16 protein-coding genes and 1 pseudogene are annotated in these 18,410 nt (G+C 54.3%); all 17 read right to left on the bottom strand.

Annotated elements, in window-relative coordinates; translation table 11 throughout:
* Window positions 1-18 precede the first annotated feature (18 nt).
* Entirely contained in the window at window positions 19-3,843 is a 3,825-nt protein-coding gene (locus PEH01S_RS16400; protein WP_407669439.1) for a DUF5704 domain-containing protein, read from the bottom strand.
* Window positions 3,844-4,956, bottom strand: coding sequence for a copper amine oxidase N-terminal domain-containing protein (locus tag PEH01S_RS16395; protein WP_246062948.1), 1,113 nt, complete (start codon window positions 4,954-4,956; stop codon window positions 3,844-3,846).
* A 115-nt stretch (window positions 4,957-5,071) separates the two neighbouring features.
* Entirely contained in the window at window positions 5,072-6,055 is a 984-nt protein-coding gene (locus PEH01S_RS16390; protein WP_127486735.1) for a hypothetical protein, read from the bottom strand.
* On the bottom strand, window positions 6,042-6,590 hold the full coding sequence (locus PEH01S_RS16385) for a hypothetical protein (RefSeq protein ID WP_127486733.1): 549 nt from the start codon (window positions 6,588-6,590) through the stop codon (window positions 6,042-6,044). Before PEH01S_RS16385 ends, PEH01S_RS16390 begins: the two co-directional genes overlap by 14 nt.
* A 10-nt stretch (window positions 6,591-6,600) precedes the next feature.
* Entirely contained in the window at window positions 6,601-6,990 is a 390-nt protein-coding gene (locus PEH01S_RS16380) for a hypothetical protein (RefSeq protein ID WP_127486731.1), read from the bottom strand.
* 81 nt (window positions 6,991-7,071) lie between these two features.
* Complete coding sequence (locus PEH01S_RS16375) at window positions 7,072-7,551, bottom strand: hypothetical protein (protein ID WP_027093301.1); 480 nt, start codon at window positions 7,549-7,551, stop codon at window positions 7,072-7,074.
* 76 nt (window positions 7,552-7,627) lie between these two features.
* Entirely contained in the window at window positions 7,628-9,697 is a 2,070-nt protein-coding gene (locus PEH01S_RS16370) for a hypothetical protein (RefSeq protein ID WP_127486729.1), read from the bottom strand.
* A complete protein-coding gene (locus tag PEH01S_RS16365) occupies window positions 9,687-11,558 on the bottom strand; it encodes an ATPase, T2SS/T4P/T4SS family (protein WP_127486727.1) in 1,872 nt (623 codons plus the stop codon). Before PEH01S_RS16365 ends, PEH01S_RS16370 begins: the two co-directional genes overlap by 11 nt.
* Window positions 11,555-12,400, bottom strand: coding sequence for a MinD/ParA family ATP-binding protein (locus PEH01S_RS16360; protein WP_127486725.1), 846 nt, complete (start codon window positions 12,398-12,400; stop codon window positions 11,555-11,557). The genes PEH01S_RS16365 and PEH01S_RS16360 overlap by 4 nt, the downstream gene beginning before the upstream one ends.
* 24 nt (window positions 12,401-12,424) lie before the next feature.
* Window positions 12,425-13,141, bottom strand: a complete 717-nt coding sequence (locus PEH01S_RS16355) for a hypothetical protein (RefSeq protein WP_127486723.1) — start codon at window positions 13,139-13,141, stop codon at window positions 12,425-12,427.
* Between the two features lie 11 nt (window positions 13,142-13,152).
* Window positions 13,153-14,274: an SAF domain-containing protein gene (locus tag PEH01S_RS16350; RefSeq protein ID WP_127486721.1), complete on the bottom strand. Its 1,122-nt coding sequence runs from the start codon at window positions 14,272-14,274 to the stop codon at window positions 13,153-13,155.
* 40 nt (window positions 14,275-14,314) lie between these two features.
* Window positions 14,315-14,923 (bottom strand): hypothetical protein, encoded by a 609-nt coding sequence (locus tag PEH01S_RS16345; protein ID WP_127486719.1) that lies wholly within the window; start codon window positions 14,921-14,923, stop codon window positions 14,315-14,317.
* A complete protein-coding gene (locus PEH01S_RS16340) occupies window positions 14,911-15,123 on the bottom strand; it encodes a hypothetical protein (RefSeq protein ID WP_127486717.1) in 213 nt (70 codons plus the stop codon). Before PEH01S_RS16340 ends, PEH01S_RS16345 begins: the two co-directional genes overlap by 13 nt.
* 74 nt (window positions 15,124-15,197) lie before the next feature.
* The gene (locus PEH01S_RS16335; protein WP_430031079.1) at window positions 15,198-16,145 is read right to left on the bottom strand and encodes a ParB/RepB/Spo0J family partition protein; all 948 of its coding nucleotides are present in this window, start codon (window positions 16,143-16,145) and stop codon (window positions 15,198-15,200) included.
* Entirely contained in the window at window positions 16,093-16,920 is an 828-nt protein-coding gene (locus tag PEH01S_RS16330) for a ParA family protein (RefSeq protein ID WP_127486715.1), read from the bottom strand. Before PEH01S_RS16330 ends, PEH01S_RS16335 begins: the two co-directional genes overlap by 53 nt.
* 183 nt (window positions 16,921-17,103) lie before the next feature.
* Window positions 17,104-17,901, bottom strand: coding sequence for a hypothetical protein (locus PEH01S_RS16325; protein WP_127486713.1), 798 nt, complete (start codon window positions 17,899-17,901; stop codon window positions 17,104-17,106).
* A 189-nt stretch (window positions 17,902-18,090) separates the two neighbouring features.
* A pseudogene (locus tag PEH01S_RS16320) lies at window positions 18,091-18,410 on the bottom strand (class I SAM-dependent RNA methyltransferase); the annotation flags it as partial.

Raw genomic sequence — 18,410 nt, 5'->3', positions numbered from 1 at the left:
CCCTCCCGTCTGGTGAATTTAATGGGTGCCTCCCGTCCCAAAGTCGTCGTGGCTGGACAAATTGGCATGATAAAAGACGACGTCGCCGTCCAGCAGGGAGAACGTTGCCCCGTATGGATCGACGAAGCTGGGCTGAAACCCTTCCATCCGCCACTGATTGTCCAGCGGCGCGTTTTTGTATTGCAGATGCGGATGGTTCAAGTCTTGATTGCGGATCGTTTCGATGTTGAAATTGACGATGATGTACCCATCCTTCAGAAATACGGGCGCATGGTCGTCCAGCCGGTGCGTGCGGCCGTACTCCGCCAGATTGAAGCCTTTCGGCACCACGTACGGCGCGGCGGGCAAACTGTAGTCCCCCCGCCATCGCTGAACCGAAGCGTTGGCGCGGGCCGCATCGATGCCGGAGGGCACCTGCGTGCTTCCGACAAACGTCCGAAGCTGAGGCGGCAGCAGCATGATATCGTAGCCGCCCACATAGGTCGGCTTCTGCGCATCCTTTACATATTGATCGATAAACGTCTGCCTCGCTCCGGGCGAACCGTTCAGCGACCAAAGCGTTGCGGCGGTGCCGGTCAACTCCTGCTTCGGCACATTGCGCAGGCGAGCGTCGAGCGTCACATACCGTTTCTCCACATCGTCGCTGGAGCCAATACGAATAAACCGCTGACTGCCTGAATGATAGTAGAGATCGACTTCCTGCCTGTTCTTCCCCTTGCTGTCCACAAAATAAAACGTCGGTGTAATGAGGATGCCGTCGCCCGAGCCGAACATGTTGCCTTTCGTCATGACTTCGAATTTGACATGGTAACCCGTTTTGACCGCAACATTTTTCTTGCCGCTCTCCGGGTGACTGCCTTGCCGTACCGGCAGCACGTAAGGAGGGGTATTGCCGCGCGGTGCGCCGTCAATGCCTTTCGTGCCGACCCAGTAGGCGTTTCCTGTCGGCGTCGCGCTGCCCTTTTGGGTGCGGAACACCGATTCCCAGGCAAAATCGGCAATGTCGGTGATGCGGAAATCATAGAGACGTCCGATCACTTCCACTGGAACCACCTGCGCAGCCACATGGTTGGACAAGTCCAGATTGGCATTCATCTGGGACGTAAAGGAGGCCGGACTATTCTCGGCAAACGTTCGGAATAACACGTCGTAATGGCCCTCGTCCACCCAAACGGGCAAGTAGAAGGTCGTCTGCAACTGACCGACCGGGATGGACACCCACGTGTCCTTGGGGACGAACGACGTGCGATCCGCTTTGTACACATCGAACGGAAAGCGTACCTGCTTGTCCCTCACATACTTGGCATAATCCCGATTTCCGTAGCCCTTGATGTCCATGTGCGGGCCGCTTGTCGGAATCGTCACGGAGAAGGGCCGGTCCAGAATGAGCGCCGACCGCCCGGCAGTCGGCTGCGTTTTCTGGTTGTGGGCCTGATCGTCCGACACCGAGGCGTAGTTCACCACCGGCGTATGCACCGTCACCGGATTGATGCCGCCGATCGGATAGCTCTTGTTTTCCCCGCCGCCAATGCCCTTGACCAGCGTATAAAAGATGGTGCCGGTGCTCGGTTGATTCGCTTTGTTTGTTTTGAAAGCGTCAATGAGATAACCTTTGCCGTACAGCACATCTTGCCCAATCATCGGCGGGGCCGGTATCGCCCCCGGCGTCGGCGCTTTTTCCTCAACGATTCGGTTGTCCATGATTGTATTTCCGTTAAAAACGAACGAGTCGTTTTTTACCTTGATCTTGCCAATAGCTCTCTCGGCCTCGTTTGTCCAGTCCTCGTTCGGTACGGAAGGCCGGCTGGAACCGCCGGAAATCGTTTGTCCGGGCAGCGTCACATTCGAATAGACCGGATCGGTCATATGCGCGCTGAGCGACGCATCATGCGCAGCGGAAACGGTTGGCGGCGTATAGCCATTCGGCTCCAGCGTAACTGTTCCCGAAGGAAGCGCATAATTGGAGACCGTCGCCTTTTGAATGCCGTACACTTCGAGATTTTGAATCGTCCAGAAGCTGTACTTGCGTTCAATCGAATAGTTTTTGGTGACCGTCTGTGTATCTGAACGCGGAACGGTAATGGTGGTCGGATTCCCGTCCGCATCGGGCGGGCCGGATCGCGTCTCCGTCCAGGTGAGGGTATATGTTTTACTCACCTGAATCGGGTATTGCTTCGTGCCGGTCGTTTCCGTGAACGTGTTGCGATACAAGTACGATTTGGCCAAAGCGTTCACATACAGGTTCTCTGAAGTCGGAATGCCTTGCAGCACATCAAATTTTTCTGCGCCGCGCGCATCCGCCTGAATGACAGCAGAAGCGCTTGGCTCCATCGCTTCGGCCTGCTGGGAAGCGCCGGGCTGCGGTTTTCCGTCGCCGTCGCCTTTGCGTACCGTATGATCGGATGTCGAGTCCCCCGTATTGCCGTCCACATCCTTCACAACGACGGTGATTTGCACGCTCACTTTGTCGCCGGACGTGAACGGGATTTTGATCGGAATCGTTTTACTCGTTGACGTGCCGGAGAGGTTTCCGGTTTTGTCGCCCGTTTGAACGAGCCTGGCATTTCGAATATCCGTGATTTCGTATGACTGCAAATTTTTTAACGACTTGACTTCAAAAACAAAATTCCCGTCCACTTCGGTCACGTTTTGGTCGACCGTTTCCGGCGCTTCAATCCGGGACGCGACCGTTACCGAGGAGGGAATTTTGTAAATGCCGATAAAGTTGGAGCCGCCCGATCCCACCAGAATGGAGCGCTCTTTGAGCTTGGGGTCGCCTTTTTCCTGAATGAACAGCTTCTCGTCGGGTTTGTTATTGTTCGTAATGTAAGAGCGGATGATTTCATACGTCTGACCGCCGGAAGTGATTTGTCCTTCGAACGTATGGTTCGCTTCCTCGCCGGTTGCGAAAACGCCTTTGTCCACTTCTTTGAGTTTGGTGCCGTCTTCTTTTTGATAGATGGCCTTCACCGGATTGTTCTCCGCATATTCGGCAACCGCGTCCGTTCCGCCCAGATGCACCGTAAAGCTTCGCGTTCGCACCTTCGGATTGGTTTCCGGGTCTTCTTGCAGCCAGTCTTTCCGCGTCGGGTCCTGCTTGGGCGATAAATAGGAACGAACGATCGTATACGTTTTTCCGTTGTCCTCAATCGTTTCGGGAAATTCATGATTGATCGTTTCCCCGACTTTGTACTCGCCCTTTAGAAATGTAACTTCCGGTCTTTGAATGACTATGCCGTCTACGGTTTTTGCAATGACATCGACGGGAAATTCCGCGCTTCGATAGGGTACATGAATGCCGAAATAATCGTCCAAGTCGTCCGGGTGCGCCCAAGGTTCGGCTCTCTTGATCTCATCTAACGTATAAAAGGGCCCTTTGCGCACGTTGCCGTTTCCGTCGATGGACACCATGATGGCATACAAATATAAGTCGTCGTTGTCTTTGATGTCGCCCATGCCCGCGTTCCACATGCCTTCCGTGACAAGCGCCTCGCTGACTTCGTAATAGGTCGTGACAGGCTGGCCGGGGATCGGCGGATTCGGTTCCTGTCCTACTTGCCGTACTTGCTGGTCCAAAAATGAAGCATGTTGGCCGCTTCTCGGATCGCCACACTGCTTGGGCGTCGTATTCGAACATAATTGGTCACGGCGCACCGTCCAACCCACGGTTCTGTATCTAATAGACGATGTTGCAGCCGTACTGGTGATTTCAAAGCTGATTTTTCCTGCCTCAGTTCTTACTTTTGGGGTTTCGGCTTTCGCTGCGAAAGGAAAACCCGAAAATAAAAAAGAGCATGCCAGAAGCACGCTCAACGCCGATTTTATGAATTTGTTTTTCTTCATCTATTCCGAGTCCGCCTTTCTGATGAAATAATTGCGGAATAAACTGGCTCCCGGATCGACTTTCAATGTACTGCCCCAATCGCCGCCAACATTCGTGGAAAGGGAAATATCCGCGTAACCTTCGTACCAAACCTGCTTATCGAATTTGCGATCATTGGGGAACCGCTCATCGTACAGCAAATTTTTACTTTCCGTGAATGAGTTGAATTTGATTCTGAACTTGGAACGTACATAATTATTTCCAAACCCGTCTTTATAGATCATGGAAGGCTCGGGATCAAGGTATCCTTCGGTCTGAATCTTGTTTTCTTTAACCCACTCCACATACCGCCGGATATATTTCAATTCCGCATTGGAGCTTTGCATTTTCGTGGCGAATACCGCCTGCGCCCAAGAATCGTCAATCGTTTTGTAGTCCACATTCAGCCACAGCGCGCCGAACATTTTCAACCGGTTCATCCATATATCCACGTTTTTCTTATTGAATTCCGGTATGGTTGAATACAATACCGATGAAACCTTGCTGTCCGTAGGATGCGAGTAGGGATAGGCCATCTCATACGCTTCATTCGGCACATCGGCCAGAATGTACGGGTAATCTTTCGCGTTCTTCGGCAAATGGGTTGTGCGAATCAGGCGGCCCCATTCATCATACTTCGCATTGGCGTCTTCTTGTGTGGAAATGAAGACGGTCGATGTCGGGCTATCCCAATTCACTTCCGCCCCCAGCGCTTCGCTGACAAAACGCAGCGGGACAAACGTCCGGCCGCCGCTGGTGATCGCCTTCGAATCGAAGGTCACTTCATTACCGTTGACGAGCGCCTTGCTATCGCCGATCGTAAGCACAATATGCAGGTCGTCCCGTTCAATCGGTACGGTCATGCTTTTGGGCTCCCAGCCTACGTTTGCGCCCATCTTTTCCGCGATGAATCGAACCGGCACGAGCGTCCGGTTGTTTTCATCGACAAATGCTTGCGCATCGGGAAACCAGATTTTTTGTCCGTCCATGACGACGCTGACAAAAGACGGAGGGTTGCCTGCCGCGCTTGCCGTCGCACTGAACAGGCTGCAAATCATCGCGGCGACAAGTCCTGAAAATACCCATTTTCTCACGCAATTCGCTCCTCTCTTAATAGGGATCATGACAAGTTTGGAAGATTTCTACTGTCAGGTTCATCATAGAGCCGATCTGACGGCGTGTCCACTTTCCGAAATCACCGCCGTCTCGTTAAGATGGCGAGACAGGACAGTCCAGCGGCATATAGCCTTTTTGCGCGGCCGCTTTTTCGCTGGAAAACGTCTCTTCCACCGGATAAGCAAAGCCGCATGTGCTGCGGTAATACACCTTCATGCTTCCTTTCCTGGCTCCGACAATCTCCGGTTTCTTGAGTATTCGGCTTCCGCCGAGGGCGTAATTGTTGTAAAACTTGCCTCCCATCGGAATGCCCTGGATGAAAGCAAGCACCCCGACGTCATCCACGGTATTGTTCCATTCTTCCTGTGAAATCGTTGGCAATGTAAACGTGTAGGAGAGACCAAATCGGGAAACCGATTCGTTGTGTTTATTGATCCGGTACGCGAGTTCGTCTTCAATTGCGCGGACGATGGTGCTCCGGCGCACCTGCTCAAATCGCACCGCATCCTTTAATAGCGCAATATTTGTCTGCTGCCCGACGTCGGCGCGCAAGCCTTCGTGCCAGCTCCGGCTGCCCGCATCGTAAGCGAGGACGAAATCGTCCAGCGTAAACGAAAGGCTGTTGCCCGTTTGATCGGCGTAGGCATACGGCTTTTTCGCTCCCCAAACCGGTTTCCGTTCCGTGTTCCCGTCCGCTCCCGTCCACTCCTCCTCGGCATAGACGTAGAAGCCGTCGTAACCAATCACCGCAATAGCCGGGATATACCGACCCAGCACGCCTTGGGCAACGGGATCGTCGGCAATGCCGAAGCTTGCGTACAGCGTCCGATAAAAAGCGGCAATCGCCTCGTCCTTGTTCAGCGCCACCCGCTTGGCCGATTCGTATTGCGTCTCCCGCTGCTGGTTCGCATTGACGGTCAACATCCGCGCCGCGTCATCCACCGCCGCATCCAGCGCGGCGTTATAGCGCAGCTCGGTCAATAGCGCCTTTCGCTGCGTTTCGACCTCGATCCGGTTCACGGTCGCAAACGGCAGGAAAATGAGCGCCCCGACAATGGCCCATTCAATCAGCCTCATTGCGCACCACCCCGCCGTAAGGAATGAAGATTTTTTCGTTCGGACTGATGGCCTGGTTCAGAAAATCGAACAGAATCGTGCTTTGAGTCCGGTTCGTATTTTTGACCGTGACCGCAAACGTGTCGCCGACCCGCAGCTTGTAGCGTCGCGCCGGATCGTCTTTTGCGGCCGCGCTGTTCGGGAAGAGCACAGGCAAAATCTGCGCGTTGTAAAATAGGTCGTAGTGCACTTCGTAGCTGCCCCGAAACGTATCCGGCCTTGTCGGGTCGTCGTAAACCGGCACGTACTTTTTGCTTCCGTGTTCCATTTGCACATCGAAGGTGTTGCCCGTTGCCGCAATCGCCTCCATAAAGTCCGTATACATGCTCGGCGACACAAAGCCCTTGTCCCGCACTGCATCCACAAACGTTGTCGTCGCTTTCAGGACGACCAGTTCCGAAATATCGTCCTGCTGGTCGAAGGCTGCGGAAATGGGGTAGAGGTAGAGCAAAAGAACGGCAATGAGCGCCGCGAAAACTTTCGAGATACTGTTCATGGCATTCTCCTTAGCGTAAAGCGAAAATGAGACGCACCAGTTGTCCGGACGCATCTCGCTGGGCGACTGCCGTATACCGGGCATTCAGGCGAATGCCGGCGGGGACGAACGGGTCCCGATCGAGCGGCGGCACGTATCGAACGCCGTCCACCACAATTTCCGCGTCTCCCGTCTCCAGCCGGGCAATGGATTGCGCTACCTCTGCGCCGGATACGGTGCCGTCGCCGGCAATCGGCGAAAACGTCATCTGCATGTTGCGATCCAGCGACTTTCCCGACACATAGGCGGTGGCGTTCAGCGCGGCCCCGGTTTGAAAGAGTAGCAGTCCGCTTGTTACGGCCATCAGAAAGAGAAGACAGGCCACGCTCATTTCCAGCATCGTTCTGGGGGCATGTTCCATCGGCTTCCTCCTTGGAAAAACTGGGCGTCCGTCTATACCCGAAAGGACGCCCCATCAGCGTTGTGATGTCTGTAAGGACGCTTACTGCTGCCGAAACACAATGCCGCGAATGACGTTGCTGCTGTCATGCACCAGTTGCGCCCGAAATTTGCCGCTCGGATTGACGTAGTTGATATTCGCTTCATCGAGCGCATGGCTCAGTTGCCCCGGCGCTTCACCAACCACTGAGCCGTAGGTCACGCTGTCGATCGGAACACCCGTGTTGATCACCTTGCCATACCACTGACCCGCCGGATTTTTCCCGGTGACAATCTGGATGCCGAACTGGTCCTGATCGCTGAACTTGCGCAGCGCGTTGACCACCTGACTGCCCGACAACGTCGTGTTGTCGTACACCGTAAACGCCGTTTGCGACAGCTCCGTCTGGATATTGCTGAAATTGCTTTGCGCCGCCTTGGTGGAGTCTTGCGCGGAAATAAACAATACGACGGCAAGGGTAATGAGCGCGATGGCAAGAAAAATGCCTGCCGCCATCACAAGTGCTTTTTGCGCGTTGGACATGAACCGATCTCTCCTTCAAATGAAATTCGAAATAAAAAAGACACTTCCCGTTTGGAAAGCGCCGCAACATGTCCGCTTACTGAATGCGCTGAAGCTGTTCGTAGTAAACGGACATCTGATGCAAGCTGACGATGACGAGCGGAATGACCAGATAGCCGAAAATGAGGGCCATCATCGGCGCAAACCCGATCCATTTTCCCCAGCCTGCCTTTTGCTCGATCAATTGCTCATACTCCTGTTTGCGCTGCTCCTGCGCGTAAGCCTGTTCCGACTCCAGGTCGTCGAACGCTTCCCGGATCGGCAAACTTTGCGCCGCCAGTTCCAGCTTCTCGACCGTGCGGACGAACGACACAAACGGCGCATCCTCTTTCAGCTGCGCCAGCGCCTGATCCGCGCCCTGTTCGAAATGGAGCAAGCACGTTTGCAGCGGTTCCTTGAAAACGCGGGCAAACTGCTCCATCCAGATGAGCAGATGCTCGACCGACATCCGGTCCAGATCCGCCAGCATGGCGATGACGGCATGCAGTTGGTCCACTTCATGCTTCATCTCCATCTGCCGCATGCGCCGCTGGAACAACCGAACGCCGACCGGCATGGCGTAGCCGCCCCATCCCGCGAGAGCGGCGAGGAGCGCTTCCCACCATTTCACATACTGATTGTCCAGCTTCGTGAGCTTGCCCAAAATGCGCCGAGCCGCGGCGCGAAGCTGATCGTCCTGATTCGCCGTCGGCGTTTCGCTGCGGAGCAGGGCCATCACCGTTTCTTCGGTGCGGTGCTTCACCTCCTTTGCGCGATCGATGATGCGGCGATCGAGCGCCGCCGCCTCGCGCGCCCTGGCTTCCTCCTCCGGCGAAAGTTGGCCGAACAGGATGCCCGGCTTTACCGGCGCATACAAGATTTGATGCCGGCTTGCGGCATGAAGCGCCATAAACATCCCGAGCACAGCCAAAAAAGCCATGCCCCCCGCCACGATGCGCTGCACATAGAGCCATTCCAGCCGAAGCGGCGATGCGGTGTCTTTAAGCAGCTTGACCATGCGGTCAGCTTCCCGGGAACCGGGGGCGGGACCTAAACGATGCACAAGCCAGCGCATCCACGGCCATTCGTAAACCCGTTTCTCCCATCTTTTTCGGCCGGTTGGTTTTGGACTCGCGTCCAGCTCCTGAATGTTCCGCAGCAGGACGTAGGACAGCCATACGACCGCCATCAGGCCGATTTTCACGATCCAGCCGGTCGTGCTCGCATAAAAGGCGTCCATGGCCGGAAAGTAATGGCTGGCCCAAGCTTCGATCGGCCGGGTAAACAAGAGCGGCAACAGCGCGATGGCGGTCAGTCCTTGCAACAGGAAACTGAGGCGCTCGCGGCGCAGCAGTTCCAGATTCAGTTCGGTCGCAAGCTTCCCAAGCGCCTTCAAGTACACGGAACCGGTTGCGGTTCGTTTGTCGCCGTATTCCTTCACCAGATGCGACAGCCCGGCCAAGCCCTGCAAATAGCGGTTCGGCGCGCTCTCGATATACTGCGCCAGCCGCTGCTCGGCGTCGCTTGCCGTGAGCACTTCGTATATTTCGTGTCCGTGCAGCGCCATCTCATACGACGCGCCGTCCGCCGCTTCATAAACGGCTTCTTCCACCATGCCGTGCCGATGATAATGATGGCGCACATCCGAAAAGAAATGCCGGAGTTGCCGAAGCAGTCGCGTCTCCAGCCGATGCACCAGATTGTCCGAAAGGATTCCGTGGCCAACCCAGAAGCCGATGCCAATCATGCCGAGCGTGGCCGGGTCGCGCACGCCGATCGCCAGCGGAACAGCCGCCGCGAGCAGCACGCCCCAAATCAGCAGTGCCGTCCGCATCGTCTCCAGCCGAAGCTTCCATTCGTCGCCAAGCCGGAGAATGGTCATTCGTTTGCGAATATGAAGCAAATAAGCGCGCAGGATTGGCACGCGTTCGCATAGGCGATACAACTGCTGCAACACGCTGTACATCGCTTGCTTCTTGCGGGCTTTGCCCGGTTTGCGCAGCGCTTCATACCGCCGTACAGCCTCCGCGTCCGAACCGTGGCGGGATACCCATTGAAACGCCGCCACCATCGCGAGAAACAATACCGTCGCGGCGCCAAGCAACAGGGACAGCCATTCAAGCCTCATCGCCATCCCCCCAGTGAACCGCCAAAAACGCTTCGAACGCCGCCTGGTCCGGCCCGGCGAGGCATGCGGCGATTTCCTTGCGGCTTCGGTCGGACAACGGATAAACGGCGACATAGCGTCCGTCGCGGTATTCGATGACGTTCCGCGCGACGTAAAGCGGTCGGTCCGTCGATCGGCGGAAATATTCCAGCATCGTCTCCATGAACGCCGTCATTTTCTCCTCGGTCGTCGTTTTGTGGCGGAACGTCTCCGGGTAGCCCTCTTCCCGCTCCACCGGGACGCATTCGGTAATCCGTTCAATGTAGCGATGTCCGTCCGCGTCCCGCCTGAGGTGAATGTCGAAGTTGATGACGCTGACGACCTGCTGCTCGGCCACTTTTTCGTTCGTAAACACCCCTGTCTTCAGCAGCGAGTTGCGGAGCGAATAGACAAGATCGCGGAATGTTTTGGCATGATGCGTAAACAAGGTGAACAGCGAAGCGACCTGCGCCATCTGCACCATCCAGGCGGCAACCGGGTCGGTCGCCACTTCTCCCAAAATATTGACCGAGCCGTCCGTTTTTTTCTGGATGTCCAGACCGTCTTGCCCGGAGATCGTTTCCGTTTCCCGCAAGCTTAAAATGTTGCGTTCCCGGTATATTTTCCGAAGCTGAAGCTCAAAGCTCATTTCCTGCACCCGGATCGGCAAGATGGCCGGAATGTAGCGCACCATCGCCATCAAGAGCGTCGTCTTGCCGCTGCCCTGCGCGCCGGTAATGGCCGTAATGCGCTCGCCCATGACGAGATATCGGATCAGCCCAATGGGCAACTCCGCATTGTCGTCCTGAATCAATTGTTCCAGCGCGGCGTTTTGCACATCGAATTTGCGCACAAAAAAAGCCCACGATTCGCTGAACCGGGGGCGCAGCACGACGACGCGGGAGCCATCGGCCATTTCGTTCACCTTAAAGCCGTTCGCCTCGGACAATTGGCCGGGAAAATTATGTTTGTACACGTTCTGGCACACGCGCCTCAGTTCTTGCTCCGAGCCGAAGGACAGGAAGCTCAAATGAATGGATTTCCCTTTATAAAACAGCCACACGCTGTCATGCGACCTTGGCACTTCGCGCAGCAGCGCTTCTTCCTCCAGGCCCCACTCGCCTTCCCACATCGAGGGCGGGATGCCGGAGACGCCGCCCGATACGCCGTCGATTTTCATGTCGCGGATTTCGTCGATGACGCTAAACCCTTTGTACTGCTGGTAGATCCGCTGCACAACGATCTGGGTTTTGTCCTCGGCAGACAGCTTGCGCGCTTCCTGCTTGTAGATGTCGCGGATTTCGTCGGCGGTAATCCGGTACGACTCGGTCTCTTCGTCTTCCACGCTCCGTTTGGGGCGGTCCAGTTCGTATTTTCGGATCAGCTCGTCCAGCGCTTTCAAACGATGTTGTTTCTTAAAAAGAAAGAGCAGGATATCAAACTGATCTTGTGGCGAGAGCGCCTGTGGGTCTTCAAACGGCAGGAGGCGATTCAGGTTATTATCGTCCAAGGTATAACGCTGTTCGAGCAAATCGGCGATCACTTGCTTCACATACGCCTTGTCCCGCAAATCTCCGGACGTGCAGCCCCGCAGCGCTTTTTTCAGTTCCGCGCGCTTGTTTTTGCGGCGGCGGTATTCTTCTTCCGACAAGTCGAAATCGATCAGGTTGCTGCTCGTCATCTCGTGCAGCGCCTCTTTCACAAACGCGGTCATCGCTTCCAGCGTATAAACCGGTTTTTCGTCCGGCTGCTCCGGCAAGCGGCGGCTCATGCGCAAATAGAGCAGGACTGCGATCGGAATCAGGACGCCCGTTATTAGCAATCCGTTCAGCACGAGCATCATCGAACGTCTTCCTCCTTCCCGCCGAAAAGAGGCTTGTTCAGTCCGACGTTGTTGATGAGCGCCTGCGCTAATGCCCGCACCTGTTGCATAAAGGGATCGTTTTCATGACCGCGCGGCACCTGCCGGTTGCGAAATAAAAAACGGACGGCTTCTCCTTGTTGGGTCGCATCCAGCCAGCCCGTATTATGGACAATCGGGTACGCAGGCTCCCGCCGATGAAACTGGCGCATGACGTTTTTGACGCTCAACGCCGACCCTTGGTCATATTGTCCGAATACAAGCAAATGCTTCCGGTTGGACTGAAGCTGCGCCTCCACCAGCGGAAAAACCTGCTCCAGCTTGAGCGCGTTTTGCGGCAGACAGACGACCAGCAAATCCGCCTGACGCAGCAGCGCCTGTGTCCACACCGACAAATTGCCGCTTCCGCCGTCCAGCAATACCAGATCGTAAGCGCGCCTTGTCAGTTCCAAAAGGGGCGCAAGCCATTCCTGTGCGGCGGAAACAAACGATGCATCCGGCTTGTTCGATCCCGGAAGGATGTCGAGCCGGTCGGCGAGCAGCGGCAGCGTGTAATCCCGCAACCTGTTCGGTTCCAGCTTGCGGTTTTGCAAAAGCCTGAGCAGCGCGTCGATGCCCGCGTCAGACGGGGCGTCCGTTCTGCTTATCCAGGAACGTCTCGGGTAAAAGCCGCGTTCGATGGCCGCGTATTCGCTTTGCAAATGCCCAAGCAGCAAAAGGCGCGAAGAATATTCAAGACCGAGCAGCGCTGCGGCGGCGATCAGGTTGCTCGTCGTACCGGCCTGTCCCGAAACCGGGCTCCAAAACACCACGGTAAAACCCATTGTTTCATCTCCTTTCGCATAAAATTACCGGACACGCGAACGCTTTCGGGAGCGCGCCCATGCCCGCCGGGCGGTTTTGGCATCGCAATCAAACAACTGCTGCAGCATGTCGAGCACGGTCCGGCGATACGTCCCGGACAGCCGCCTGATGTCGATGCTGCCATGATGCTGGTTGTCCAGTTCGACCGACATATCCCGTTCGTCCAGCGGAAAGCGGAACACGGTGTCCTCCCAGCGGACAAACTGCTGCGGTAGCAGCGAATCGATATACGACTCGGGTATGGCGATCGGCAGAGTGGGAGCGATCATTTTGTAAAACGTGAGCGGCTGGCCTTCCGCTTCGTGAAGGCACAGCCGCTGCATCAACTCCGCGTTTTTATACATGCCGAGCCGTCTCCAATTGCTGCACCAAACCCGCTTGTCATAGCCCGGCAACTCTCTTCCTTTCACAAACTCGGCGTGATCAGTGTCGAGCAGCATGACATCGTAGGCCGCTTCGCCTTCGGCTTGAAGCAGGGAGCGTTCCAATTGCGCTGGCGTGATGAGCCCGGTTGCCACATCGATGCCTTCAAACTCCCGCATCGAACAGCCAAAATCCGCTCGCGGCAAATAGCCTTGCATGGATTGAGCGAGCGTGGAATCCACGATCAGCACCTTTCGCTCCATCGCCGTGAGCAGCTTGCCCAGCACAAGGAGCAGGTGGCTTTTGTCCGGCGCGCCAAAAAATACGACTTTTTTCATGACGGCCTCCTTCACTGATTAAAAATTTGCTCCAATTTATCCACTTTTGCAGGCTCTCCAGACGGCGAAGCTGGTGCCGGATCTGTTGAAACAGATGATGTAGACTCCGCTGACGTTTCCGGCCGATTCTCACTCGTCGTTGTCGGAACGGAAGAGGAGGGCAGCGGCTGCGCAGCTGGCGGTACCTGATCGACCTTAGCCGTTGCGCCTGCCGGTGGTGGCGATGGGGTCGCCTCATGCATGGCATTGCCTTGCTGAGTGACAATCCGTTCGTTTTGCAATTGCTGCTGAACCGTTACGCTGCCGCTCGTTACGCGCAGTTTGTCCGACTCGCTCATCGCCTTCAGATTGTCATCCAGTGTCGTTCGCAGTTGGCGGGCAAGCTCGGTTGTCGCTTTTTCGAGCAGGTTCGGATCATGTTCCATCAAATCGAGCACCTTCGGATTGGCGGGATAATTGACTACCGCCGATTCCTGCAAGCCCGGCTCGATGTAGGGCAGGGCATACAGCCGCGCGCCTTGCAAGTAGGCATCGATGATCGCGCTTGAAGTCCGTAATAGATCCAGCTCGTTCATTTCCAGCCAGATGACATTGCCGGACAACTCCCGCGCCTTCTTCTTCGCCAGCAAGACAAAATCCTCGCCAGTCGGGAAGTTGATTCGCACGTCGATGTACTGTCCCTTTCGCAGATTGGAGGGAAGCTGAATGACATGAAACTCCTGCACACGCAAATCCTTCGGGATCGGCGCGCTCTCGTACAGCATGGAAGGCATCAACGGCGTGCCTGGCTGTAATTCGATTTTGGCGCTTTTGCCGATGACCGCGTTCTGATCGGTAATCATTCCTTGCGGCACCAAATTCGCAGGCATCGGGACAGACTTGAGGTCTTCCGCCTTCACCGTGTCACCGGCAGGAATGGTGCGCGCCACAGTCCAAACACTTCTGCGAGATTGTTCCTCTATCGTTTTCAGTTCCCTGATTTGCCTTTCATATTGTTCCTTCATCTGTTGCTGTTTCTGCTCTTGCTCTGATTGCTTGATCAGAGAATAAACGGCCGCGGCCGCAAGCAAACAAACGCTTATGGCGACTGCGGCGATAATAAGCGTCTTGCGGTGCCGATACATCCACGACATCGCTCACGTCTCCTTTCTCCTATATATGGAATTGCATCTCTTACCGGGCCTCGTCGCGGCGCTTAGACTTTTGCCTGGTTACAGCCTGATGCTGCTCCAGTTTCTCTTGCGCCCATGCGGGCATGTGCTCCGGTTTTATCAGACCCATAAAATCCTCCCGATTCCAGCGAGCCTCCTCTCCGGTATACAGATTGATCACGTAGACGGCGCGACCTCGGGAATAGGCAGAGGTGCCAAAACCGCTTAGCGCCAGCACAAGCTGGTTAACAGCGGTGCGATATTCGGGTCGCAACCGTTCCGGCCGGATGACGACAACCTGGTTGTCAATGCGCATGTCTTCGCGAATCGAATGGCATTGTGCTTGCGTAAGGGGAGATAGGGGGACCTTGACGCTGGCCCTTTCTTCTTTGAGATCCTCCAGTTCCCATTGCACGCGGGAAATAAAGTCATGCATGGCTTCAAGATTATCCGCGCCGGCCGCAATCGCGTAAAATTGCTCGACACCCAACGAATGGTTTCGGGTGCAGGTACAAACCATGTACGGACGTTCGGCATTGGTTTCGTCTATGCCAAGCAGCACTTCCACTTTCCCGATGGAGATGGCCTGATCGACTTCGTAGTTGTCCACCATTCGCTTCATTTCTTCCATCGTCCGTCCTCACTTCCTGGAAAGTTGCAATCTTCCTGCGTTCTCCGGTTTCGTTTTGATTGGCCGGCTTCACGAGATTTCTTGTTTCGCGTGCGCGGCTGCTCGGTCTCATCCTCCAAAACTTCAACGCGGTTGAAACCCGGCTTTTCTTGCATCAGGCGCTCATATTGACGACGCCTCCCTTTCGTGAAATACATCATGAATCGCCTCCCCAAAAATGGGCATAAAAAAGCTCTCCGTCCTAAGGGAGAGTGCCTGCCGAACAGGATACAGGTTAACGTTCCTGTTCCCGTTGCCGTTTTTTATACCAGCTTTCCAACAATTGTACGATCAGATCTTCCTTTTGCTTTTCGGTAAAGTCCCTCGGGAAGAAACGGTCGACCCGCTCGCGCCGAATGGTCATCTTTTCTTTCTGGTTCGGCTTCTCCTCTGTGAGAATCGAGAAGATGACATCCACGTTAAGCCGCCCGTCCTGACTCAGTTTTTTCATGCGCTGCGCCTGCGCCAGCGAAGGCGTGCAGTCCTCGGACTGCATCGTTTCGTACAGGGCTTTCTGTTCTTCTTCGGCCAAGTATGAAAGTTCTACGGCCGGATTGAAGGCGATCCGTTTATCGTCTACCATTTCGAGAATGGAGGGGGTTAGTTCGGTAAGACGGATATAGCGCTGGATTTGATTGCGACTTTCCCCTGCCTGATCTGCCAAAATTTCAACTGAATATTTGCCTCGTAAATCCTGCCCAACTTGGGTAGAATTTTCTTTACTCGGTCTGCCCGCCTGTCTTTTCATCGCCTCCAACTTCATCTTATAGGCGAATGCTTTCTCGCTTGGCGCAATATTTTCCCGTTGCAGGTTGCTGTCCACCATAATGATCGTCGCCTGATCGTCGTCCAGTTCGCGGACGATGCAGGGCATCGTTTCTCTGCCTGCCAATTCGCTCGCTTTTTTACGACGATATCCGGCTACCATTTCATAGCCGCCGTCCGCCTTCGGACGAACCAGGCCGGGAACAAGAACGCCGTATTGCTTTACGCTGTCCGCCATTTCCAGCATCGCTTCATCCGCCTTCACCTTAAACGGGTGGCCGGGAAAATCGCTGATTTCAGATAAAGGGATGTCCAACACTTTTTCCCGCTTTTCATCGGCGCGGCTCTCCTCGGTGGAGAATAAATCAGCGACTGTGGTCAGTTTGATGCTGGCGCGCATGTCGTCTTTCGCTGCCAATGCTCTGCACCTCCTTCGTAAAGGCGGCATACGCTTTTGCCGTTTGACCATTGGGGTCATGAGCATAAATGCTTTTTCCCTTGGCGCTCGTTTCCGCCGCGCGAACGGATAAGGGAATTTCGGTGTTGAACACGCGCAGCTTGTCGCCGTAGTCGCGCCGAAGAACAAAGGAAATGTCTTTGGCAAATTTCGTCCGGCTGTCTACCATCGTGAGCAGCACGCCGTCCAAAACCAACTTCGGATTGATCTGCCTGCGCACACGGGCAATCGTCTGCAAAAGTTGGGTCATTCCTTTAGCCGGCAAATAATGCGCCTGTACAGGAATAATCACGCTGTCTGCCGCAGCCAGCGCATTGATGGTCAACATGCCCAAACTCGGCATGCAATCGATCAGCACGTAATCGTAGTCGGCTTTAACGGAATCGATGTACGAACGCAAAATCGTTTCTCTGCTCATCGTATTGACGATCGATACCTCAACAGCGGACAGTTCAATATTGCCTGGCATCAGGTCAACGCCTTCATGGTGATGCAAAATACCTTCCCGCGCTTCATAGGATTCTTCCAGCATCGTTTTCGCCAGCAATGTGGCTAAAGATACCGGCAGATTATCCGGTTCGTGGAATCCTAACGAATCCGTCAAGTTGCCCTGCGCGTCCGCATCGACCAGCAAAACCTTTTTCCCATCCCCAGCCAAGCCGATCCCCAGGTTGACCGCCGTTGTGGTCTTGCCCACGCCGCCTTTCTGATTGGCGAGGGCGATCACCTTGGTCATCTTACACTTCTCCTTTCAAGCAAAAAGCCGATTGTTCTGAACATTCAAGTTCAGACAATCGGCTTTCTCGAAAAATATCTATATGAAAAGAGAACGCCGCTCTCAAGATGGAGGGACGTTCTCTTGAATATTCATATATTTTCAATCTAGGGTTCCTTGTTATATCTTGTATCCTTTGTGTAATTATCCCCAATATTCTTCCTTGGGGTAGGAAGAATAGCTGATTGAGATTATCAAGTTTTTCAACTCATCCGACTTTATTACTTTGGCAGTGCTCAACTTACCTATTCTAATGAAGTGGTCTTCTGGCATTTCTATTCCCACAGCTAGCCGGTATTCTCTTTGGTAGTCTAAATCTGAGTTCTTGTACAGAAAGCGTTCTTTCGCGCTTTTATTGAAAGCTTGCATTCTATCAATTCTGTTTTGATTGCAATATTCAACTTTATCAAAGATATAATCGCATCCAAAGTGATTACAATATGCGGCAATCCTCGCTTCTACTTCTCTGGCTCCAAGTATTACACAATATTCGCCAAAACGTTCTGTCATTGTTTTATATTCGTCATCCGTGAATGGAAATTTGAAATCAGCATGTGTTTCATCGACATCAATAATTTCCATGTCGCCAAGAGGTATACCAACAAATGAGACAATCGGTATCAGATCATCTTCCTTAAACTGTGTCTTCAGTACGCCCTTGGGAGCAGTAAAAACCACATTCCCTGTTTCGCTGTCAATAACCGTAATATTTTCAGTTTGTATGGATAACAGCAGCTCGAATTGGTCACCCTGTCCACGTTCGCCAGTTTCAATTTCTCTTCGCCTAAAATACTCTGCTGTGTTTCCATACAAATCCCCGTTACACACATTTTGCGCAAAACTTTCGCAACTACAGAACTTTAGGTAAAAAAGAGGGCGTGGGCTTGTTAGGTTCTCTATTTGCTCAACCAAATACTTTTTTTCTTCTGGTGTAATGCTCATGTCACAACTCCTCCAAGTTACAAATGCCCTTGTAAACTTATTGTTTCAACATGTCTACACACGCGACGTCCAAATCCAGGTCCAAAACGACGGAAACCTCAATTTTGTCTTTGAGCACCTTATTTTTGAAGTCGTTGCTGTCCGCCGTGAACGTCATAAATCGCGCAAAGTGTTGAAAATAAAGGATTTCTACGTATCGATTCGTTGCATTCCTATTACGCACTCCACATGCGCCGTCTGCGGGAACATGTCCACCGGCTGAATCCAGTCTAGCCGGTAGCCTTCCCCGAGCAGCACCAGGCAGTCCTTCGCCAGGGTGGACGGATTGCACGACACGTAGACGAGTCGTGCGGGCTTCGCCTCGGCGAGCGCGAGCAGCAGCGGGCGCTCGCAGCCGGTGCGCGGCGGGTCGACCACGACGACGTCGGGGCGGATGCCGCGCTGCACCCATTCGGGCAGCAACTGCTCGGCACGCCCGACGAAGAAGCGGGCGTTCGCCGCGCCGCTCG

It is taken from the genome of Paenibacillus ehimensis NBRC 15659 (genome assembly GCF_004000785.1).
In the GTDB taxonomy this organism is placed as follows: Bacteria; Bacillota; Bacilli; order Paenibacillales; family NBRC-103111; genus Paenibacillus_G; species Paenibacillus_G ehimensis.
The sequence above is the reverse complement of the archived record's forward strand: the minus strand, read 5'-3'. Positions and strand labels throughout refer to the sequence as shown.